The sequence below is a fragment of the Novosphingobium sp. BL-A-41-Hi4A-0G genome (genome assembly GCF_055521735.1).
Genome location: NZ_CM145501.1, coordinates 1,959,189 through 1,980,081 on the forward strand (window position 1 = coordinate 1,959,189; position 20,893 = coordinate 1,980,081).

Annotated in this window: 17 protein-coding genes and 1 tRNA gene; 9 read left to right on the top strand and 9 right to left on the bottom strand. The window is 65.2% G+C overall.

Annotation, left to right across the window (positions count from 1 at the left end):
- Positions 1 to 8: 8 nt before the first annotated feature.
- Positions 9 to 2,516, bottom strand: coding sequence for an ATP-dependent helicase HrpB (gene hrpB / locus ACZ1JX_RS09460; protein ID WP_465123310.1), 2,508 nt, complete (start codon positions 2,514 to 2,516; stop codon positions 9 to 11).
- A gap of 99 nt (positions 2,517 to 2,615) precedes the next feature.
- On the opposite strand from hrpB, the gene ACZ1JX_RS09465 reads away from it, so the two are divergent.
- Positions 2,616 to 2,762 carry a hypothetical protein gene (locus tag ACZ1JX_RS09465; RefSeq protein ID WP_465123311.1) on the top strand — a complete coding sequence of 49 codons (147 nt, stop codon included), beginning with the start codon at positions 2,616 to 2,618 and terminating at the stop codon, positions 2,760 to 2,762.
- A gap of 1 nt (position 2,763) precedes the next feature.
- Here ACZ1JX_RS09465 and ACZ1JX_RS09470 read toward each other — a convergent pair whose 3' ends face one another.
- The 3 genes from ACZ1JX_RS09470 to ACZ1JX_RS09480 form a co-directional block, all read right to left on the bottom strand.
- A complete protein-coding gene (locus ACZ1JX_RS09470) occupies positions 2,764 to 3,306 on the bottom strand; it encodes a hypothetical protein (RefSeq protein WP_465123312.1) in 543 nt (180 codons plus the stop codon).
- A 64-nt stretch (positions 3,307 to 3,370) separates the two neighbouring features.
- Positions 3,371 to 4,387 carry an aldo/keto reductase gene (locus tag ACZ1JX_RS09475; RefSeq protein WP_465123313.1) on the bottom strand — a complete coding sequence of 339 codons (1,017 nt, stop codon included), beginning with the start codon at positions 4,385 to 4,387 and terminating at the stop codon, positions 3,371 to 3,373.
- Positions 4,388 to 4,406: 19 nt separating this feature from the next.
- Positions 4,407 to 5,420: a polyprenyl synthetase family protein gene (locus ACZ1JX_RS09480; protein WP_465123314.1), complete on the bottom strand. Its 1,014-nt coding sequence runs from the start codon at positions 5,418 to 5,420 to the stop codon at positions 4,407 to 4,409.
- Between the two features lie 101 nt (positions 5,421 to 5,521).
- On the opposite strand from ACZ1JX_RS09480, the gene ACZ1JX_RS09485 reads away from it, so the two are divergent.
- Entirely contained in the window at positions 5,522 to 5,812 is a 291-nt protein-coding gene (locus tag ACZ1JX_RS09485) for a chorismate mutase (protein ID WP_465123315.1), read from the top strand.
- 155 nt (positions 5,813 to 5,967) lie between these two features.
- Here the strand turns inward: ACZ1JX_RS09485 and ACZ1JX_RS09490 are convergent, their stop codons facing one another.
- Positions 5,968 to 6,435, bottom strand: a complete 468-nt coding sequence (locus tag ACZ1JX_RS09490; protein WP_465123316.1) for an Lrp/AsnC family transcriptional regulator — start codon at positions 6,433 to 6,435, stop codon at positions 5,968 to 5,970.
- A gap of 259 nt (positions 6,436 to 6,694) precedes the next feature.
- On the opposite strand from ACZ1JX_RS09490, the gene ACZ1JX_RS09495 reads away from it, so the two are divergent.
- The 3 genes from ACZ1JX_RS09495 to ACZ1JX_RS09505 all read left to right on the top strand — a co-directional run bounded on the left by ACZ1JX_RS09495 (position 6,695) and on the right by ACZ1JX_RS09505 (position 9,647).
- Positions 6,695 to 8,503, top strand: a complete 1,809-nt coding sequence (locus ACZ1JX_RS09495) for a sensor histidine kinase (RefSeq protein WP_465123317.1) — start codon at positions 6,695 to 6,697, stop codon at positions 8,501 to 8,503.
- Positions 8,500 to 9,510 carry a polysaccharide deacetylase family protein gene (locus ACZ1JX_RS09500; protein WP_465123318.1) on the top strand — a complete coding sequence of 337 codons (1,011 nt, stop codon included), beginning with the start codon at positions 8,500 to 8,502 and terminating at the stop codon, positions 9,508 to 9,510. The genes ACZ1JX_RS09495 and ACZ1JX_RS09500 overlap by 4 nt, the downstream gene beginning before the upstream one ends.
- 60 nt (positions 9,511 to 9,570) lie before the next feature.
- Positions 9,571 to 9,647 (top strand) — tRNA-Ile (locus tag ACZ1JX_RS09505).
- Between the two features lie 16 nt (positions 9,648 to 9,663).
- On the opposite strand, the gene ACZ1JX_RS09510 is transcribed toward ACZ1JX_RS09505, so the two are convergent.
- The 4 genes from ACZ1JX_RS09510 to ACZ1JX_RS09525 all read right to left on the bottom strand — a co-directional run bounded on the left by ACZ1JX_RS09510 (position 9,664) and on the right by ACZ1JX_RS09525 (position 15,312).
- A complete protein-coding gene (locus ACZ1JX_RS09510) occupies positions 9,664 to 11,112 on the bottom strand; it encodes a Ppx/GppA phosphatase family protein (RefSeq protein WP_465123319.1) in 1,449 nt (482 codons plus the stop codon).
- Positions 11,113 to 13,287 (bottom strand): RNA degradosome polyphosphate kinase, encoded by a 2,175-nt coding sequence (locus ACZ1JX_RS09515; RefSeq protein WP_465126389.1) that lies wholly within the window; start codon positions 13,285 to 13,287, stop codon positions 11,113 to 11,115.
- A 268-nt stretch (positions 13,288 to 13,555) separates the two neighbouring features.
- Positions 13,556 to 14,158, bottom strand: coding sequence for a TetR/AcrR family transcriptional regulator (locus ACZ1JX_RS09520; RefSeq protein WP_465123320.1), 603 nt, complete (start codon positions 14,156 to 14,158; stop codon positions 13,556 to 13,558).
- Between the two features lie 5 nt (positions 14,159 to 14,163).
- The gene (locus ACZ1JX_RS09525; protein ID WP_465123321.1) at positions 14,164 to 15,312 is read right to left on the bottom strand and encodes a sterol desaturase family protein; all 1,149 of its coding nucleotides are present in this window, start codon (positions 15,310 to 15,312) and stop codon (positions 14,164 to 14,166) included.
- A gap of 203 nt (positions 15,313 to 15,515) precedes the next feature.
- Here ACZ1JX_RS09525 and ACZ1JX_RS09530 point away from each other — a divergent pair, with 203 nt between their 5' ends.
- The 4 genes from ACZ1JX_RS09530 to ACZ1JX_RS09545 all read left to right on the top strand — a co-directional run bounded on the left by ACZ1JX_RS09530 (position 15,516) and on the right by ACZ1JX_RS09545 (position 20,871).
- The gene (locus ACZ1JX_RS09530) at positions 15,516 to 15,701 is read left to right on the top strand and encodes a hypothetical protein (protein WP_465123322.1); all 186 of its coding nucleotides are present in this window, start codon (positions 15,516 to 15,518) and stop codon (positions 15,699 to 15,701) included.
- A 115-nt stretch (positions 15,702 to 15,816) separates the two neighbouring features.
- Entirely contained in the window at positions 15,817 to 17,709 is a 1,893-nt protein-coding gene (locus ACZ1JX_RS09535; RefSeq protein WP_465123323.1) for an ABC-F family ATP-binding cassette domain-containing protein, read from the top strand.
- Positions 17,710 to 18,061: 352 nt separating this feature from the next.
- Positions 18,062 to 18,895 (top strand): hypothetical protein, encoded by an 834-nt coding sequence (locus ACZ1JX_RS09540; RefSeq protein WP_465123324.1) that lies wholly within the window; start codon positions 18,062 to 18,064, stop codon positions 18,893 to 18,895.
- A 656-nt stretch (positions 18,896 to 19,551) separates the two neighbouring features.
- The gene (locus ACZ1JX_RS09545) at positions 19,552 to 20,871 is read left to right on the top strand and encodes an AAA family ATPase (protein WP_465123325.1); all 1,320 of its coding nucleotides are present in this window, start codon (positions 19,552 to 19,554) and stop codon (positions 20,869 to 20,871) included.
- Positions 20,872 to 20,893 lie beyond the last annotated feature (22 nt).

Sequence of the window (20,893 nt, forward strand, 5' to 3'; positions counted from 1 at the left end):
CATTCGCGTCACGACCGACCCTTTTGCGCATTGAAGGCGTTCTTGGTCTTCAGGCTCGGGTCTTCGGCCCAGGGTTCGTCCGGCCAGCGATGCTTGGGGTAACGCCCTTTCATGTCCTTGACGACATCGCGCCACGATCCACGCCAGAACCCCGGCAAGTCGGCCGTGGTTTGGATCGGCTTGCCGCCGGGGCTGGTCAGGCTGAGCAGCAGCGGCTTGGGCGGCTGTCCCACGCAAGGGTGCTTCTCCAGCCCGAACAGCGCCTGCACCCGCAGTTCCACGCAAGGCCCGCCTTCGTGGCCATAGTCGATGGCATGGCCGGTCCCGGCGGGCGAGCGGAATTCTGCAGGGGCCAACAGGTCGAGCGTCTGCCGCTCGTTCCAGTCCAGCCGGTTCAGCAGCGCTTCGTGCAAGCGACCCGCGCCGATCTCCAGATCGCGCCTGCCGCCCAGCAGCGGCCCCATCCACTCCTCAAGCGATTCCAGCAATGCACTTTCCGACAAGGCCCCAAGCCCCGCATAGCCAGCCCGCACGATCAGCGCCCGCGCCGCCTCGCCCAACGGCAGCAATTCCAGACCACCCTCGCGGACAACCTCGATCAGCTTGGCCTTCACCGCATCCGGATCAGGCTTGGGATCAGGCACCCGCGCCAGCACGATTGCCCCCAGCCTGCGCTCCAGCCGCGCCTCCACGCGCCCCTCGCCCGCATTCCATGTCAACGAGTGGCGCTCTTCGATCCGGTGCGAGAGATGGCGCGTAACCTCCTCGTCTTCCAGCGCAATTGCCGCCGTGATCCGCGCGCCCTTGGCTTCTCCCTGCGCATCGCCGATCACCAGCCACTTCGCCGTGGCCAGGGGCGATGCCGGATCGAGCCGATACCCGCGCCCACCGCTCGAAAGCCACTCCTCCCCCGAAGCCCCCCGCGCCCGCGCAATCCGGTCAGGAAAGGCCTCGGCTAGAAGCACCCCCAGCGGAACTTCGCTCTTGCGTCCTTCGACAGGCTCAGGACGAGCGGCGTCTGTACTGGAACCCCGCTCATGCTGAGCTTGTCGAAGCACCTTGTTGGCCAACTCAGCCCACCGCGCCGCCAACTTGTGCGAGCCTTCTGCCCTGCCCCCGCGCTCGCCAGCCCACCGATCCAACCGCCGCGCCAGATCCTCAGTCCGCCCGCCGAGCTCACGCTCCTGCAACAGCAAAGCCAGCCGCGCCGCCTCATCCGCCTGCCCGCGCTCGGCCGCAAACAGCAGCATGTGCGCCAGTGCCGGCTCCATCGGCAACCGCGCCATCGCCTGCCCGTGCGCGGTGATCCGCCCTTCTGGATCAAGCGCGCCCAAGGCCTGCAAGCTCGCTCGCGCCGCCGCCATCGCCGCAACCGGCGGCGGATCAAGCCAGGCCATCGCCGCCGGATCGCCCGCGCCCCACTGCGCCAGCGTCAGCGCAAGCGGAGCAAGATCGCTCGTCACCACTTCGGGCGGATCGAATGCAGGCCGCCCCGCATGCGCCGCTTCCTCCCACAGCCGGTAGGCCACTCCCGGCCCCTGCCGCGCCGCACGCCCCGCCCGCTGCGCTGCCGAGGCCTGGCTCGCCCGCGTCGTCACCAGTCGCGTGACGCCTGCCGACTTGTCGAACTCCGCCCGCCGCGAAAGCCCGGCATCGACCACCACCGAAACCCCATCGAGCGTCAGCGAGGTCTCGGCAATGCTCGTCGCCAGCACGATCCGCCGCCGACCCTGCGGATCACGCCGGATCGCCGCGCGCTGCCCCGCCGGTTCAACCTGCCCATGCAACGGCAGCACCAGCGCCTGCGGCAATCGCTCGGCAAGCAAATCCGCCGTCCGCTCGATCTGCGCCACGCCCGGCAGGAAGGCGAGAATGTCCCCCGTCTCCTCACGCCACGCGGTCTGGATCGCCGAGGTCATCGCCGCCTCGACCTTCAAGTCAGGCCGCGAGCCCAGCCACTTCACCGTCAGGGGATGCGCCTTGCCTTCGCTCTCAACCACAGGCGCAGCACCCAGCAATGCCGCAAAACGCGATCCATCGATCGTGGCAGACATGACCACGATCCGCAGATCCTCACGCAGCACCCCTTGCGCCTCGACCGCCAGCGCCAGCCCAAGATCGCTGTCGAGATGCCGCTCATGTGCCTCGTCGAACAGCACCGCCGAAACGCCCTGTAATTCGGGATCGTTGAGGATCGTCGAAACGAAGATCGCCTCGGTCACCACCAGCACCCGCGTCCTGGCAGAGCGCCTGGCATCAAGCCGTGTGACATAGCCGATGGTCTGCCCCGCCTCCTCGCCCAGCAGTTCGGCCATACGCTCGGCCGCTGCCCGAGCCGCCACGCGCCGGGGCGAAAGCACGATGACTTGCCCGGAACACCACGGCTCGCCCAGCAAGGCAGGCGCGACCGCCGTCGTCTTGCCCGCCCCCGGCGGCGCGATCAGCACCGAACTCGGCCCCGCCCGCAACGCAGCAAGTAGGTCAGGCAGGACGGCATGGATCGGCAGGTCGCTCACGCGGGGCGCTTTACGGCTCCTTGCGGCCGGAAGGCAACGATTTGCCGCCGCCTCCGTTCAAGCTTGCATCAGGCTTGCGGTGCGATAGGGCCGGAAAAGATGAAGACTACGCTGGAATTCGTGGTGGCCTTGACCACCGGCATACTCTTCAGCGGAGCCATGATCGGCGCTATCGTCCTCGGCATCGGCGCGGTCTGCGGCGGCAGCTGTTGGCTGCTGTGGAAGCGCTTCAGCCGCCGCAAGTAACTCAGGCCGCGCGGGCGAACAGCCAGGCCGAAGCCAGCCAGCACGATCCGAAAGCAAGGGTCAGCGCGACCGTTTCGCCGCCCCCGCCGACGATCAATCCGACCAGAGCCTGCACGACCGCCATCGCCAGCATCGCCCGGACCATGGCCCTGGCCGAGAACTTTCCGAGCGCGGAGACAATCAATCCCACAAGCGGCACGGTCATGAACCAGACGTTCGCGGCATTGTCCTCCGAGCCCACGAGCCCGACGGCAAGGTTCGCCCAGATCATCACCAGAGCCACGCCGATGCCCAGGAACGCACCCGCTCCATAGGCAAGGCTACCGTTGATACGCACCGCCAGTTCCAGCGCCGCGCCCGTACTGCAGAGCAGCAGCGCAGCGACGAGGAAGTCACCCACCGTCCAGTTCACACCCCAGCGCAGGTGCTGTTCGAACTGCATCGCGATCAATGGGAACAGTAGCACAAGCGCTACCATGAACCACCCTACAGGTCGCACCAGCGACATCGCTCCGCGCCATGATTTCGCATTATCTGTCAACATCTTGGCGCACTCCATTGGCAGTGCTCAAAAATGCGCCGGATCGACCCGAAACGTCAATCCTCGATCACCCCATCGGATAGGGAATTTCGCGGCTCACGCGGTTGATCGCCTTCATCACGTCGTCTGGGAGCACGAGATCGGCCGCTGCAAGGATCGGATCGACATGCGCCTCGGCACTGACGCCGACAATCGTCGAAGCCACGAAATCATGCTGCTTCGACCATGCCACCGCCATCGTCACCGGATCGAGTCCCGCCTCGGCGGCAATGGCCATGAACCGCTCGGTCGAGGCGATGGAACGTTCGTTCACGAACCGCTTGCCCATCTGCGCCTGCCGCCCTTCCATGGCGAGGTAGCGCGAGAACCGCGCCCCCTCAGGCCGCGCGCCGCCGCTGTACTTGCCCGAAAGCACGCCGCCTGCGATCGGCGAATAGGGGATCAGGCTCACCCCTTCCATCCGGCAGACCTGTGCCAGCTCATCCTCGAAACGGCGGTTGTTCAGGCTGAAGTTGTTCTGGATCGTCTGGTAGCGCACCGTGCCGAGCTTCTCGGCGGCGGCGAGCGACTTCATCAGACCCCAGCTCGTCTCGTTCGAACAGCCGGTGATCCGCACCTTGCCCGCGCGGACCAGCTCGTCGAGCACTTCCATGGTCTCGTCATAAGGCGTGTCGTGGTCGGGCCAGTGGGTCTGGTAGAGGTCGATATAGTCGGTACCGAGCCTCTTCAGGCTGGCATCGATCGCCGTCTCGATATTGCGCCGGTCCAGCGCAGTCATCCCGTTGCGGCAGGGTGAGCGGAACCAGACGTGGCTCGGCCCCGAAACCTTGGTGGCAAGGATAACCGCATCGCGCGGCTTGGTCTTGAGCCACTTGCCGACGATCTCCTCGGTGCGCCCCACCCACTTGATGTCGGGTGGCACCGGATAGCCCTCGGCCGTATCGAAGAAGTTGATTCCGGCATCGAAGCTGCGGTCAAGGATGCGCAACGATTCCGCCTCGTCCACCTGGCTGCCGAAGGTCATCGTCCCCATGCAGATGTCCGAAACGACAATGGCCGAGCGGCCAAGACGGCGATGCTGCATCAGGTATTCTCCGGTTGGATCAGAAGCGGCGGGCCACCGCAAACAGCGCGGCTTCGGTCATCGCGACCTTGGCGGCACTCGCCGGGAACCCGGCAATCGCGTCAATCGCGCGCTGCGCATACATCCGCGCCCGCTCGCGCGTCGCGTTCACCGCATCGTGGCGGCGGATCAGCGCGATGGCATGGGCGAGATCATCGTCCGACGAGCGATCTCCGGCGATGGCATCCTGCCAGAACCGGCGTTCGTCCTCGTCGCCCCGGGCATAGGCCAGGATCACCGGCAGGGTCATCTTGCCCTCGCGGAAATCGTCGCCCTGGTCCTTGCCCATCTCGGCGGCGTCCGAATCGTAATCGATCGCATCGTCGGCCAACTGGAACGCGATGCCGAGATTGCGACCATAGGAATCGAGCGCCATTTCATCGGCTTCGGAACGCTCTGCCACCACCGCCGCGATCCGGCAGGCCGCGGAAAACAGCGCCGCCGTCTTGGCCGCAATGATGTCGAGGTACATTTCCTCGGTCGTCTCGATCTGCCTCTGCGCCACCAGCTGGTCGACCTCGCCTTCCGAGATCACCGCCGATGCGTTCGACAGGATGCGCAGCACCTTGAGCGAGCCGTCCTCGACCATCAGTTCGAAGCTGCGGCTGAACAGGAAGTCGCCCACCAGCACGGTTGCCGGGTTGCCGTAGACGATGTTCGCGGTCTTCTTGCCGCGCCGCATGTCGGAACCATCGACCACGTCGTCGTGCAACAGGGTCGCGGTGTGGATGAACTCCACCGCTGCTGCCAGCTTGTAGTGGCGGCTGCCGCCGTATCCCAGCAACGAGGCGCTCGCCAGCGTCAGCATCGGGCGCATCCGCTTGCCGCCGCCGGCAATCAGGTGCCCGGCCAGCGTCGGGATCAACGGGATGCGCGATTGCATCCTGTCGAGAATCACGGCGTTGACGCTGTTCATGCCTTCGGCAACGAGGGCCATCATCGGCGTCAGCGAAGGTTCGGCCTTGCGCGGCAGGGGGTGGACGGTCGCAGTCATCGGCTTGACCGCTTGGCGACAAGGCGGGCGCTTGGCAAGATGCAACTTGCACTGTAGCGGCTGCGGCAGACCTTTGGGCGTGATTTGGACGGGGTAGATTGATGAGCGAAGATCCGGTTCTGGCAGGCTACCGCCAGTCCATCGACAACATCGATGCGGCAATGATCCACATCCTCGCCGAACGCTTCCGCATCACCCAGGCAGTCGGCGCCTACAAGGCCACGAACAAGCTCCCCGCCTCCGATCCGGGCCGTGAGGAACGCCAGATCACCCGGCTGCGCAAGCTGGCCGAAGACGCCAAGCTTGACCCGGAATTCTCCGAAAAGTTCCTGCGCTTCATTATTCAGGAAGTGATCCGCCACCATGAACGCGCGGCGGGTTCGTCGGACTGACGTCCGATGCCCACCCCAGCCCCTCCCGCATGCGGGAGGGAGTACAAGCGCCTCTCTTAAGCCCTCCCGCAAGCGGGAGGGCCGCGAGACTTGCTGAACGCAGTGAAGTTAGTCGCAGCGGGGTGGGCACCGGCCCTGAGCCCTAACCCAAAACCTCAATCCTCCAGCGGCACCCCGGGCACCTGCTTGGCCGTGCGAATCGTCAGCGAAGTCTTCACGCTCGCCACGTTGGGTGCAGGCGTCAGCTTGCTAGTGAGGAATTCCTGAAAGCTCTGCAGATCGCGGCTGACGATCTTGAGTATGAAGTCGATCTCGCCGTTCAGCATGTGGCACTCGCGCACTTCGGCCAGCGTGCGCATATGGTCCTCGAACTGGCGGAGTGATTCCTCGGCCTGGCTCTTGAGGCTGACGAGCGCGAAGACGGTGATCGCAAAACCCAGCTTCGAAGCATCGAGTTCGGCATGGTAGCCCTTGATCACCCCGGCATCTTCCAATGCCCGGACCCGGCGCAGGCATGGCGGTGCAGTCAGCCCGACGCGCTGGGCCAGTTCGACATTGGTGACGCGCCCTTCCGCCTGCAATTCGGCAAGGAGCCGCCGGTCGATACCATCAAGGGTTGCCATGCTGTATGTTCGTCCGTTTCGCTGAACCCGGTCAGGGCCTTGCGGAAAGAAGCGAGAATCGCAACTTTCCGCACAAAATCCATTGTCCGGGATAATTTTATTGTTTCATATCGCAATCGTCCCACATTGCAACGCAGTGGATAGTTGCCTTTCGGAAAGGGGTACGATTTGTTAGCCTTCGACAGGCTAATGATCTGTCCCTGTCACACCGGTCGGAGCCACGCGCTGCGCTATCTCGAATTCCTCACGCGGAGCCCTGATGATCGTCGATGACCGCCTTGAAACCGTGCTGCGTACCCACGTGGCCGGCAAGACGGCAGCTGCCACGCAATTGCGCCAGCTGGTCGACCTGCTTGGCCCGGTTCCACTCGCAGCTTGGAAGGCCCAGCACGCGAGCGCGCTGCAGCGCATCGATTCGCTGTGCGAGATGCTGGACGACGAAGGCTGCGCCACGGTCCTGCGTTCGCTCGCGCATCGCTCTCCCGTGCTCGTCTATCACTTTGCGCAGCAGGGCCCGCGCACGGCAGCTGCAGCGGTAGCGGCAGCCCGGCTGACCGAGGACGACTGGCTCGCCCTGATCCCGCGCCTGCCAACGCAAGCGCGCGGCTTCGTCCGCCACCGCGGCGATCTGGGCGAACGCGTGCGCGCCATGCTGTCACAGCTTGGCGTCAATGATTTCCTCCTGCCAGAACCAGCATCCGCCCTTGTTGCACTGGAGGCCGCCGCACCGGAACCGGTTGTGGTGGAACCACCTGCACCTGCACCGGCACCCGCTCCGTTCAGCAGACCGGTTGCGCCAGAACCTGAACCAGTCGCTGAGACTGTGCCCGAACCCGTTGCACCTCAGTCCATCGCGTCGCTCTCACCGGACGACGGCATCGGCGCCATCGTCCGCCGGATCGAGGCGTTCCGCCGCAAGCGTGACAAGCGTCAAGCCGCAACGCCCGCCATTCCGCGCGCCGACGGAGTCGCCCCGCTCCTGCCCTTCGGCGAGGAGCAACTCCCGCCGCGCAAGCCCCCCCTGTCGATAGACTTGCGCACCGATGCCGATGGCACGGTTGTTCACGCTACGATCGACCCACCGGGCATGCTCGTCGGCACCCGCCTGTTCAGCGCCGATGCTGCTGCTGCAGTGCATTGCGATCAGGCGATGGCCCACGCCTTCCGCCAGCGCCAGCCGATTGATGCCGGCGTGCTCGCTATCGAAGGGGCCGAGTTCGTCGCAGGCATCTGGCAGGCCGATGGCACGCCGCTCTTCGCCCGCGATGGCGGTCGCTTCACCGGCTACCTCCTGCGCCTGCGCCGCGCTGCCAGCCACAACGTCGAAGTCCAGCCTGAACCGCAGCCGCTCCTCGCAGCCGCCGCCGAGGCAGATCGCCTGCGCCAGCTCCTCCACGAACTGCGCACCCCGATCAATGCGATCCAGGGCTTTGCCGAGATGATCCAGTCCCAGGTCTTTGGCGCAACCCCGCACCAGTACCGCGCCATGGCCGCCAGCATCGCCTCAGATGCCGCCCAGATGCTCGCCGGCTTTGAAGAGATCGAACGGCTCGTGAAGCTCGAAAGCCGCGCCCTGTCGATCGACACAGGCGAGGCCGACGCCGCTGCTATCGTCGCGAGGTTGGTCGAACAGGTCTCGCCGGTGCTTGCCGCCCGCAACGTGCGCCTTGCCGTTGCCATGCCGCCCCAGCCCGTCCCGGTCAGCTTTGCCGCAGACGAGATCGAGCGCACGGTCTGGCGCCTGCTCTCGGTCGTCGCCACCAGCGTCGCCCCGGGCGAGCGCATCACCATCGCGCTTGAAGCGGCCAGCACCACGGCCTTGCTCGCCATTACCCTTCCCGCCTCGCTCGCCCAACTTGACGACACCGCACTGTTCGCGCCCGATGCACCGATGGGCGGCGGTTCGCTTGCCGCATCGGCCATGCTTGGCAACGGCTTCGCCCTGCGCCTGGCCCGCGCTGAGTTCGAGGCAGGCGGCGGTGCCCTGCGCCGCGAGGGCGTGCGCTTCGTCGCCGAACTGCCGCTGGCCGATCAAGCCCCGCCCTTGCGACGAGTGGGCGAGGGATGAACGCCACCTCCGGCCCCCAGATCCTGCGCCAGCCCGGCCCTGCTGATTTCGTCCGGTTCGCGCCCGATTTCGGCACGCGCTTCGTCGTCACGGTCGATACCGAAGAGGAGTTCGACTGGTCCAAGCCGCTCGACCGCACCAGCCACGGCCTCGATCACCTCCCGCGTCTCGCCAAGTTCCAGCAGTTCTGCGAAGGCTTGGGCGTCGTCCCGATCTACCTCGTCGATTTCCCCGTCGCCAGCGATCCGCGCGCGGCCGAAGTGCTCAGGGATGCGGTCAGTGCAGGCCGCGCCGAGATCGGCGTCCAGCTTCACCCCTGGGTCAGTCCCCCACACGAGGAAGACGTAACCGTCCACAACAGCTTCGCGGGCAACCTCCCGCGCGATCTCGAACGCGCCAAGTTCCGCAAGCTGCGCGACACCATCGAGCAGGCCTTCGGCGTCGGCCCGATGATCTACCGCGCCGGTCGCTACGGCGTCGGCCCCAACACCGCCGAAATCCTCTCCGAATGCGCGATCGGTATCGACACCTCGGTCCGCTCCCGCTTCGACTACAGCTCGACCGGCGGCCCCAATTTCCGCGAACACCCCTTGCGCCCATGGTGGATCGACCGGCGCAATGGCCTCATGGAAATGCCGCTGACCACGGTCTTCGCAGGCCACCTGCGGCATCAGGGCCCGTCGCTTTACCCCGCCCTGTGGCGCGTCCCCCGGCTGCGCGGCGCGCTCGCCCACCTCGGCATGCTCGACCGCATCCCGCTCACCCCCGAAGGCGTCACGCTCGACGAAGCACTCACCGGCATCGACATGGCGCTCGAAGACCAGCTTCCGCTGCTCGTCTTCTCGTTCCACAGCCCCTCGTTGCGCCCCGGCCTCACGCCCTATGTCCGCACCGAGGAAGACCTCGACCTGTTCTATGACTGGTGGCGCGGCATCTTCGCCTACCTGTCGCACCATCGCGTGCGCCCCACCTGCGTGCGCGAGATCATCGCCGCCGCGCAGGTCTGATCCGCACTCGCCAACACGATCTTGCCAAGCGCGCACCGGCCCGCTAGCGGAGGCCGCGATGGGCCTGTAGCTCAGTTGGTTAGAGCTGGCCGCTCATAACGGCTAGGTCGCGGGTTCAAGTCCTGCCGGGCCCACCATCACCCCCACAGACCGCTATCCAGCCGATTGCGCGAGATGTTGCGCAAGCTCCTTGAGATCGCGCGACGATCCCTCGCCCACGAGACCCGGCACACTGCCCGCAATGCGCAAGGCCCCGCCGTGCGCCTCGAGCTGCGTCGCCTCGATCACGGCGAGCGAAGCGGCGCTCAACCGGCGGCACAGTCGCGCGGCAAGCCCCACCGCGCGCGCCTCGGCCAGCAGCTCGGGCGGCGCCAGCCGGGTCCATTGCCCATCGCCTTCACCCTTGCCCACACTCGCCCGCAGCGCCGCCGCCAGCATGGCACGGCCCGCATTGTCCACGCCGACCCAGCGCTTGCGCAGGCCCCAGTCGCGCGGCAGATCGCGCCGCAGGTTGGGCTCGACCCGTCCTGCAGCAAGGCACAGCGCCAATGCCGCGCGGCCCTCCGGCGTCCCGGCAAAAGGCACGACGTCCGCCATCCACCGCACCGCCGCCTCGACCAGCGCCTCGTCCACCGCCATCGGCGTAACGAACGCCATGACGCCTGCCAGCAGCGGGTCCTCGCGCTGCGCCTCGTGCGAGAGCGATCCGAACAGCACCCCCTCGCGGAGGCCCCACGACGAGAACACCACCCGCCCCGGCTCCAGCCGCTGCAGCAGCACCGCCAACAGCGCCGCAGCATCGGGAATGCTGGCAAGACGGCTCGTAGATACGCCGTCCACCGGCTTCAACGCCTGCCCCCGCCGCGCCAGCAACCGTGCCAGCTTCAAAGCTTCAGCCGCATCGAGCGCAAACCCGTGCGTATCCTCCAGCGGCCAGTCCAGCCGCACCATCATCGCCCGCGCCAGCGCGCGCATCGATCCGCCGACAAGGTAGAGCGTCACCCCCGGCTCAGCCACCCAGTCCGCCTTGGCCAGCATCCGCCCGATCTCGCGCACGAACACCCGGTCACCCTTGGCACGCAAGGCCGGGAGCCGCAGCGACCCCAGCGGCAGGCTTACCCCATGGCTGGTCCCGCCATCGGCCACGTCGACCAGTTCAAGGCTGCCACCGCCCAGATCGCCAACAATCCCGGATGCATCGGGAAAAGCGCCAAGCACCCCCGTTGCACTCGTCTCGGCCTCTTCCACGCCCGAAAGCAGGCGCGGTTCGAAACCGATCTGGCGGATTTGCTCAAGAAACTCGCGCCCGTTGCTGGCATCGCGTGCCGCCGCCGTTGCCACCACGTCCACACGCGGCACCCCGGCAAGATCGATCAGCGCCTTGTAGCGCCGCAGCGCCGCCAGCACCGACCCTACCGCCTTGTCCGAAAGCCTGCCCGTCTCGGCCACATGTTTGCCGAGCTTGGCCGTCACCTTCTCGTTCAGCAGCGTGACCGGCGCGCGCGGCGGGCCGCCATAGACGACCAGCCGCACCGTGTTGGAGCCGATGTCGATGATCGCGCGCGATTGCGCCCAGGAATAGATGGTCTGCGCCGTGTTCACTCAGCCACGGTTAGCCGCACCGCGCCGCAACGCAAGCTTGGGAACTTTTCGTCCCCGGGAAAGCGCTGCTCCGCGCCCGGAAAGCGACGGGTTGGTCATGAAGTAGCCGTGCAGATTGAACGAAGGGTCACCCTTCTCAAACCGCTTGTACTCGCCATCCGGGCCCAGCGCCCAGCTCTGTTCGGTATCGAGCAGATTGGCGAGCATGACCTGGTCGAGGATCTGGTCGTGCACCGTCGGGTTCTTCACCGGCACCAGCACTTCCACGCGCCGTCCCATGTTGCGACTCATCCCGTCGGCCGAGGAGATGAACACCCGCGCCCGCTTGTTCGGCAGCCTGCCGCCATTGCCGAACGCCCAGATGCGGCTGTGCTCCAGAAACCGCCCGATGATCGACTTGACCTCGATCGTCTCGGAAAGCCCCTCGACGCCGGGCTTGAGGCAGCAGATCCCGCGCACCACCAGCCGGATTTCCACACCCGCCCTGCTCGCCAGATAGAGCCGGTCGATCAGGTCCGGGTCGGTCAGCTGGTTGAGCTTGGCCCAGATCATCGCGGGCCGCCCTTTCTTCGCCAGCATCACTTCGCGGTCGATGCACTCGTAAAGCTTCTCGCGCAGGTTGATCGGGCTGATCGCCAGCAGCTCGGTATGCTTCGGCTCGACATAGCCCGTCACGAAATTGAACAGCTGCCCCGCATCGCGGCCCATGCGCGGATCGGCGGTGAAGAACGACAGGTCGGTATAGATGCGCGCGGTCACCGGATGGTAGTTGCCGGTGCCGAAGTGGCAGTAGGTGCGATAGCCGCTGCCGCCACCGGCCTGCGCCTCGCGCCGCACCACCATGCTCACCTTGGCGTGGGTCTTCCAGTCGACGAAGCCGTAGATCACCTGCACGCCCGCGCGTTCCAGCTGCGCGGCCCACATCAGGTTCTGCTCCTCGTCGAAGCGCGCCTTCAGCTCCACCACCGCCGTGACCGACTTGCCCGCCTCTGCCGCCGCGATCAGCGCCGCGATCACCGCAGACTGCTTGCCCGCGCGGTAGAGCGTCTGCTTGATCGCCACGACATCGGGATCGGCCGCCGCCTGCCGCAGGAAATCGATCACCACCTCGAAGCTCTCGTAAGGATGGTGGATCACCAGATCCTTCTCGCGAATCGCGGCAAAGCAATCGCCGTCATGCTCGAGAATGCGCTCGGGGTAACGCGGGTTGTAGGGGTCGAACTTCAGATCCTGCCGGTCTTCCTCGACCACCGCCGAAAGCCCGCTGATCGCCAGCAGCCCCCGGCTCTTGATCACCAGCGCATGGTCAAGCCGCAACTGCTCGCGCAACAGCTTCTCGGCATCGGCATCGAAGTTCTCCTGCAGGTGCAGCAGGATCACCTTGCCGCGCCGCCGCCGCTGGATCGCGGTGCGGAAATAACGCACGAGGTCCTCGGCGTCCTCTTCCACTTCGATGTCGCTGTCGCGCAGCACACGGAACGTGCCGTCACCCAGAATGCGGAATCCGGGGAACAGCAGCGTGGCATGACGCCGCACCAGCTCCTCAATGCCGATCCACGAAGCCTTGCGCCCCGGCAGTCGCACGAACCGGGGCAGCGCGGGCGGTATCAGGATCATCTCCGTCACCCCGGCGCCATCGGCGCTGCGCTGCAGCTGGAACAGGATGCCGGTGCCCTGGTTGGCGATGAACGGGAACGGATGCGCCGGGTCAATCGCCTGCGGCGTCAGCACCGGAACGACATGCTCCTCGAAGTAGTCGCGCAGCCACTCGGCCTCGCCCTTGTTCAGCACGTCGTTGTCGATCAGCCGGATGTCCGCTTCAACCAGCGCATCCTTCAGGCCGAACAAAACGTCCTGCTGCGCGTCGATCAGGTCCTTCACCGCCTCCAGCAGCGCGCCCAGCTGTTGCTGCGGGGTCTGCCCGTCGATCGAAAGCTCGTCGATCTGCCGCCGCACCTGCGCGGCAATCCCCGCCACGCGCACCATCATGAACTCGTCGAGATTGCTGCCGCTGATCGAAAGGAAGCGAAGGCGTTCCAGCAACGGGTAATCGGCATTGACCGCCTCGGCCAGCACGCGCCGATTGAACGCCAGCCAGCTCAGCTCCCGATTGAAGAACCGCTCCTGCACCGGTGGCAGGCCTTCGACCTGCGCCAACTGATCACCTGCCGACATACTCAGCGCCATTGCGCATCCCGCGTTACAGTCCTGTGACACTCGGGTTCCGGATGATTGCTGTCAACGGCTTGGCCAAGAAAATGAGGCCTGTAACGATAGCAAGCACAGCTTCGTCCGATGCACGGTCATCCCCTGCACCCTCGTCATTGCGAGGAGCGAAGCGACGAAGCAATCCAGAGCGCCGTGCAACACGCTCTGGATTGCTTCGCTCTGCTGGCAATGACGATGAAACGGAGGCGGGGGCCTCGGTGTTGCTACGGAACGCTCAGCACCTGCCAGCCCCTCCAACTGCGTCCCGAACGCGCTGCAACGCCGCCTCTACCGGCGAACCTTCCCCCAGCATCGCGAAAGTGCCGTTCATCGCGAAAACACAATGCCCATGCACTGTTGCAAGCAATGACCGGGTCAGAGCCTCCGCCTCCTCCTGCCGATCCTCCGGCAAGGCGATGCGCACTTCGGCAATCACGATCTCGAAGATTGCCCGAACCTGTTGCTGATAGCTCTCGGGCGAGGCCGTGTCCTCTGGCAGGCGGAAATCGTAGATCGCGGACCATGCGTGGCGATGTCCGGCGGCAAACTCGAAGTAAGCCGCAATCGCCCGCCGCAGCCGGTCTGCCCCGTCTGCGCTTTCTGCCAGCCGCCGTTCGAGATGATCGCGCCACAGCGCCAGCGTGCGGCCGTTGATCGCCAGGATCAGGCTGTCGTAGCTGCCGAACACATTATAGATCGTGCCAATGGAATAGCCGATCCGCTTGGCAACCTCGCGCGCGGAGAAGTGGGCAAAGCCCACTTCCTCCATGTGGCGATGGCCGGTGGCGATGATGATCTCGCGAAGTTCGGCGCGGCTGTGGTCGGAACGGCGAGCCATGGCTGTCAGTCCGCCTTGCGCACGAAGGGATACTTGAACTGGGCAAGGTAACCCTGCGGCACGCTCTCCGGCACGCCATATCCCGTGGGCCAGCGACCTTCGGGGAAGTGATAGGTGCCGAACAGCCGGTCGAGCAGCGGGAAGTGGATCGCGAAGTTCTTGTCGATGGCCTCCGGCTCGATCGCATGGTGCCAATGGTGGAAGCGCGGCGTGACGAGGAACTTGCCGAGCCGGTCAAAGTCGCCCCGCACGTTGGCATGGACCAGCGAGGCATAGATATAGACCATCCCGACATAGGCCTGCATGACCGATGGCGCAAAGCCCAGCGTCAGCAGCGGCAGCGAGGTGATGCCACGCAGCGCGACGATCTCGACGAAGTGCATCCGCGCTCCGGCCAGCCAGTCCATCGCCTTGGCGCTGTGATGCACCGCATGGAAGCCCCACAGGAACGGCACGGTGTGGAAGAGGCGGTGGAACCAGTACTGGGCGATATCGGTCAGCACCATCGCCAGCGCAAACTGCACCACCCACGGCAGCGAACCCACTGCGGCGCGCGCTGCGTCGAGCCACTCGAAACGCGCGTTGACATAGCTTGAAGGCGCCAGCGCGAGGAAGGTGATGACCTGCACCATCATCGAGCTGACAAGGAAGTAGAACAGGTCCTCGCGCCACTCGATGCGGAACAGCCGCTGGTCGGGGCGGCGCGGCCAGATCCGCTCGATCGGGGCGAACATCAGGCCGGTGGCGAGCATGTTCACCGCAAAGAAGTCCACGCCGAAGAAAATGCCCCAGTCATGCGTCTCGTGCGGCTGCACTGCTGCACCGCCGAGGATCGTGGCGGTTAGCGCCATCATCAGCGCCGTCGACCCAAGCACCTTGCGCGGGCGCAGCATCAGGCTGACCAGCGCGAGCGCATAAGAGCCTAGCAGCGTGACATGGACCAGCGGCCGGAACCCGCTCCAGTCGCGCACCGCCTCCAGTTCGGGCATCGAGAACATCGCAGGCCAGCGCAGCGCCGCGACAAAGCACAGGCCGATGGCCGCCAGCAGGATTGCAAAGAACCCCGAAAACCAGCCCGTCCCGAACCCGCGCGCCGCCACCGGCGCTTCCAGATCATGCTTCAGGCTCCCCCAGAACCCACGCTTCACCGCCATGAAGAATCCCCTTCGTCCAATCACGATGAAGCTTATCTAGTTCAGGAATTGAACGGTGTCTAATATTTTATTGAACACCGTCTTTTTTCTTCTGCAGCCGTGGAGCATGTTGCTGGAATTTGACGAAAACCAAATCCCGTGGCGCGACTCACCCTCTCCGACGCAATGCTGTCGGGCGCATTCCCGCACACCAATGGCAAACCATGAAACGCGGCCTCTTTCGCACGATTGACAGCTACCTGGGCGAATGTGCCCGCGTCCACGAGGACGCCGGCGACGCCTTCCCCTACCTTAGGCCCGACCTCTACAGGCTGCTCGGCTTCCAGCCCGCGTATGAGGACCTGCCGCTGGTCGCCCCGCAGCAGACAACGGACGCCCGCCGCCACTAAGCACAGCTGCAAAGCTTGATGGGTTTCAACTCCGCTTGCCTACATCGGGCGAGTATGACAGGGACTCGCGCGCCCGATTTTCCCTGAATTTCCGAAGCGGACGCGTCCTTTTTTCATGCTTACCATCAACGGCATCACCGTGCGCCTCGGCGGACGCGACATCATTTCCCGCGCCTCGGCCGCCATCCCGCCCCGCGCCCGCGTCGGTCTCGTCGGGCGCAACGGGGCGGGCAAGTCCACCCTGGTGAAAGCCATCATCGGCGAGATCGAGCCTGACGAAGGCGCGATCGAGATGCCCCGCCGCACCCGCCTCGGCTACCTCGCGCAGGAAGCCCCGGCAGGCAGCGCCACCCCGTTCGAGACCGTGCTCGCCGCCGATGTCGAGCGCACGCAATTGCTCGCAGAGGCCGAGACCTGCACCGACCCCGACCGGCTGGGCGACATCCACGACCGCCTCCTTGCCATCGATGCCTACAGCGCCGACGCCCGCGCCGCGCGCATCCTGATCGGCCTCGGCTTCGACGAGGAGATGCAGGCTGCCCCGCTCGACAGTTTCTCCGGCGGCTGGCGGATGCGCGTCGCGCTCGCCTCGCTCCTCTTCTCTGCGCCCGACATGCTGCTGCTCGACGAGCCGTCGAACCACCTCGACCTTGAAGCGACGCTGTGGCTCGAGAACTTCCTCAAGGCCTATCCCGGCACGCTGCTGCTGATCAGCCACGAGCGTGATCTGCTCAACAACGTGGCCGATCACATCGTCCACCTCCACGCCGGCAAGCTCACGCTCTACCCCGGCGGCTACGACAGCTTCGAGCGCCAGCGCAACGAACGCCTCGCCCAGCAGGCTGCCGCTCGCGCCGCGCAGGAAGCGCAAGCGGACCGGCTCAAGGACTACATCGCCCGCAACTCCGCACGCGCCTCCACCGCCAAGCAGGCGCAGTCGCGCGCCAAGATGCTGGCCAAGATGCAGCCGATCGCGGCGGTGGTCGAAGATCCCTCGCTCAGCTTCGATTTCCCCGACCCCGAGGAACTGCGCCCGCCGCTGATCACGCTCGATCTTGCCAGCGTTGGCTACACCCCCGGCAAGCCGGTGCTGCAGCGGCTCAACCTGCGCATCGATCCCGATGACCGCATCGCCCTGCTCGGCCGCAACGGCAACGGCAAGACAACGCTCGCCCGCCTGCTCGCCGCGCAGCTCGCGCCGATGGACGGGGCGATGACGGCGACGGGGAAGATGCAGGTCGGCTACTTCACCCAGTACCAGGTCGAGGAGATCGCCGATGGCGGCACCCCGCTCGAACTGATGACCCGCGCGATGGAAGGCAAGAGCCCCGCCGCCGTCCGCGCGCAGCTGGGCCGCTTCGGCTTCTCGGGCAACCGCGCGACGAGCCAAGTCGGCACGCTGTCGGGCGGTGAGCGGGCGCGGCTTGCCCTCGCCCTCGTCACCCGCGATGCGCCGCACATGCTGGTGCTCGACGAGCCGACCAACCACCTCGACATCGACGCCCGCGAGGCGCTGGTCCACGCGCTCAATGCCTACAAGGGCGCGGTGATCCTGATCAGCCACGACCGGCACATGGCCGAACTCGTGGCCGACCGTCTGGTCCTCGTCGACGGCGGCACCGCGAAGCCGTTCGACGGCAGCATCGAGGACTACATCGACTTCATCCTCGGCCGCAACCAGCCCAGGGCGGATGGCGGGTCCGACACGCCGACCAAGGGCGGCGGCGCGCAGGACCGCAAGGCTCGGGCTGCGGCGCGCGATACGTACAAGGCGCTGCAGAAGAAGCAGACCGAGGCGGAAAAGCGCGTGTCCAAGCTGCAGGCCGAACTCGCGCAGATCGACCGCGCGATGTTCGAACCCGCCAGCGCCGCGCCGGAATTCGCCAAGCTCACCATGAGCGACCTGTCGCAGCGGCGGGGCAAGCTTGCCAGGGAGCTGGAAGAGGCGGAACTGGCGTGGCTTGAGGCTGGCGAGGCGCTGGAGGACTGTGGTTCAGGGGCCAGTTGAGGCCTCCTGTTACCAGCGCTGATGGCGAGGTTCCGCACCGCAGTACGCTGAGGGGTTTACGGGGTTTACACGGTTCAGGGAGCCTTGCCCCCGCCGCCCCTTTCCCGTCATCCCGGCGCAGGCCGGGAGCCATTTCGGCAGTTGCACTGATGACGCTGACGGCGTGGGCCCCGGCCTGCGCCGGGGCGACGGTGTCTGGCTGGGACTGCGCTGCAGACTTCCCGTCATCCCGGCGCAGGCCGGGAGCCATTTCGTTCGTTGCGCCCAAGACGCCAGCGCCGTGGGCCCCGGCCTGCGCCGGGGCGACGGTTGGTGTGGGGGCTGCAGGCGTTGCGGTTGGTGTTAAAGTTGCGTGTGGTGTGCGGCTGGGATCAGCCTCACCGACCAATGCTGCGTCATCCCGGCGGAGGCCGGGAGCCATTTCGGTCGTTGCGCTGACGACGCCAGCGCCGTGGGCCCCGGCCTGCGCCGGGGTGACGGCGTGTGTGGGGGTGGCGGAGGGTGTGGGAGCGGCGCCTGCTTCTGCATCCTCGCACGGGAACAGAGCGGCGAGTTTGGCTTCGCGGCGGTTCTGGGCGGCGGCCCAGCTTTCGCGTGCGATCTGGCGGGCCTGCGCCATGTGGGTGTCGTGCGCTTCCTGCCAGTCGTCCCAGGCCTCGTCGGGCTGGTCGTCGAGCGGCAGGGGGCAGGCGCGCTGGAAGTCCTGTTCGGCCTGCTTTTCGCAAAGCTTGAGGAAGCGGTCCTGCGCCGGGTCGGCAAAGCCGGTGGCGGCGGCGACATCCGCGCCCTCGGCCAGGGCCAGGAGCATGCGGTCGAAGTCCTCGGCGAGGTGGTGGACGGCCTGAGGCGCTTGCGAGGCGCGGGCGTCGAGGCGGGCGAGGTGCGCGAGCAGGAGCCGCGCGTCGAAGCGCCGCCGCTCGCCCACCGCCTCGCCCCGGAACCAGATCGTCTCGGTGGTGCCGTGGAGCGCGCGCTCGGCAAGGACCTGCTCGGCCGCCTCGCGCGCATGGAGCAGCCCTGCGTCCCACGCGGCGGCAAAGGCCGGATCGCGGCGGCGGCGGACATAGGCCGTCTGCGAAGACACCCCCGCCACCCGCGCCGCCTGCCGCACCTGCCCGCTGCGGCTGAGGTGTTCGAGGAAACGCGCGATGCGGGTGGGCGTGAACTGGTTGGGGTGGAGGAGTGATTCCGTCGCCTCCCCTCCCGCAGGCAGGTGGGCGTCCCTTAGTCTCTCCCCTCCCGCAAGCGGGAGGGGCCGGGGGTGGGCCCTTCCTTCTTCTGCGTAAAACCCGAGTTCGCCTACCGGCGAATGCCCACCGCGCCCTTGTTCGCCTACCGGCGAATGCCCACCCCTAACCCCTCCCGCCTGCGGGAGGGGGACTGCAGCGCTTACGGGAAAAGCAGCGTTCAACCACGATTCGCCCGGAAGCCCGATGTCCCGGCTTGCTGGAATCCAGCCGCGGCCGAAGCCGGAGGGCGCGCGCGGTGCGGCGGCGTGGGGATCGGTGGCGTGCGACATGGACGACTCCCGTTTGGAACGAAACGGGAACTTCTAGGCGAGGATGGGGGGTGTAGGAAAATGGTTTCTGTTTCACGCAGCGACGCGGAGGAGAAGGGAGACGCGGAGTGTCTCCCCACCTTCCCGTCATCCCGGGCTCGACCCGGGATCCCGGTTCTTGCGGCAGGCGCGCAATGGGAGAAAAAGCGGGACCCCGGACCAGGTCCGGGGTGACGGTGGAGTGGGATTGGGAGTTTAGCAACCTCTCACCGTAATCCGCGAGCACGGCATATCGCCATTTTGAAGCCTCATGCATTTAGGATTCTCTTGCCAACCGGCAAACTTTGGATGATGCACCGGCCATGCTTGAAACGCTCCGAATTTCACGTTTTAAATCTGTCAAAGAACAACGGCTCGACCTCGGCCGTGTGAACCTCTTTATCGGTGGTAATGGGACCGGCAAATCCAACCTGCTTGAAGCAATCGGTCTCGCATCAGCATGCTTGGGCAGAGGCTTAGGTGACTCCGATATCGCGAGAAAAGGACTCCGTCTTACTCCGGCAGAACTGATGAAATCTTCATTTAAGAATGAAGAATTACCAAAAACGCTAGAGCTGGAATCTACCTTTTCTGGTGGAGTGAACTATCGCTGCTCCCTTATTAGCAGCGAAAGAGACCCGCTACTAAGAATATTCTCCGAATCTGCCTCTCTGGCCAACCATAAGCTATTCGGTCGCAGCAACCGCGGCGCGAAGGTCGGCGGCGAATCCATGGGGCACTCAGACCGGTTAGATCCTAGCCGTGGAATTTGGGACCAAATTAAAACTACATTCGATGGACCACCTGACGCAGCTAAGGTGTTCGAGCAGTTTTCCCGCTACGTAATTTACACACCGCAGGCTGATTTCTTACGAGGCAGGCAAAGCGGTCGCGTCGATACACCCCCTATTGGGCTGCATGGAGAAGGACTTCCTGAAGCTGTATCTAGCTTTCTGGATTTATGGCGAGAATTTCAGTTAAATTTGGAAAAAAGTGATAATGATCGTCGCATCGTCGACCTATGCATTGACTTAGTCTGGCTTCCAGGCTGGGCGGGAACATATGGAGTCAAGAAGGTTATTCCACCTTTTGGGGTACATCACGGAGTGCCGAGCTTAACATCTCGCGACATTGCAGACCGGTCGAGCGAAACGGTATACTTTGTAGACAGGTACATGCACTCGAGCCGAAACAGGCTGTCAGTCTATGACAGCAGCGAAGGAACTCTGTTTCTATTGTTCGCCGGAATAATTCTAGGGCATCCAAATGCACCAAAGGTCTTTGCGCTAGATAACGTCGACAGCGCGCTGAACCCTCGATTGACTCGACTTTTAGTCGAAAAAATCATCGAAGTCAGCAAGCTTCAATCCGATTCGGAAAGACAAATTGGAGCTGAGCAGGTTTTTTTAACGAGTCACAACCCAACCGCACTTGATGCATTTGACTTGTTCGACAATGATGTTCGGATCTACGTTGTAAAACGGAATGAAAAAGGTCATACAGTCGCTGATCGCCTTCAGCCTCCTAAAGGAGTTACGCGTGAAGATTGGTTGCTTAAGACCGGTGGCCGAAATCTGTCTCAGCTTTGGTTAGACAACCTTATACCAGGCGCTCTTGGATTATGAACATTGGAGTAGTGTGCGAGGG

Bases quoted from the DNA above. Each gene is read 5' to 3' on its own strand.
- ACZ1JX_RS09500 (WP_465123318.1), top strand. From the start codon at position 8,500: ATGAACGCCACCTCCGGCCCCCAGATCCTGCGCCAGCCCGGCCCTGCT.
- ACZ1JX_RS09475 (WP_465123313.1), bottom strand. From the start codon at position 4,387: ATGCAGCATCGCCGTCTTGGCCGCTCGGCCATTGTCGTTTCGGACATC.
- ACZ1JX_RS09525 (WP_465123321.1), bottom strand. From the start codon at position 15,312: ATGGCGGTGAAGCGTGGGTTCTGGGGGAGCCTGAAGCATGATCTGGAA.
- ACZ1JX_RS09480 (WP_465123314.1), bottom strand. From the start codon at position 5,420: ATGACTGCGACCGTCCACCCCCTGCCGCGCAAGGCCGAACCTTCGCTG.
- ACZ1JX_RS09470 (WP_465123312.1), bottom strand. From the start codon at position 3,306: ATGTTGACAGATAATGCGAAATCATGGCGCGGAGCGATGTCGCTGGTG.
- ACZ1JX_RS09535 (WP_465123323.1), top strand. From the start codon at position 15,817: ATGCTTACCATCAACGGCATCACCGTGCGCCTCGGCGGACGCGACATC.
- ACZ1JX_RS09515 (WP_465126389.1), bottom strand. From the start codon at position 13,287: ATGTCGGCAGGTGATCAGTTGGCGCAGGTCGAAGGCCTGCCACCGGTG.
- ACZ1JX_RS09465 (WP_465123311.1), top strand. From the start codon at position 2,616: ATGAAGACTACGCTGGAATTCGTGGTGGCCTTGACCACCGGCATACTC.
- ACZ1JX_RS09530 (WP_465123322.1), top strand. From the start codon at position 15,516: ATGAAACGCGGCCTCTTTCGCACGATTGACAGCTACCTGGGCGAATGT.
- ACZ1JX_RS09495 (WP_465123317.1), top strand. From the start codon at position 6,695: ATGATCGTCGATGACCGCCTTGAAACCGTGCTGCGTACCCACGTGGCC.
- ACZ1JX_RS09520 (WP_465123320.1), bottom strand. From the start codon at position 14,158: ATGGCTCGCCGTTCCGACCACAGCCGCGCCGAACTTCGCGAGATCATC.
- ACZ1JX_RS09485 (WP_465123315.1), top strand. From the start codon at position 5,522: ATGAGCGAAGATCCGGTTCTGGCAGGCTACCGCCAGTCCATCGACAAC.
- ACZ1JX_RS09490 (WP_465123316.1), bottom strand. From the start codon at position 6,435: ATGGCAACCCTTGATGGTATCGACCGGCGGCTCCTTGCCGAATTGCAG.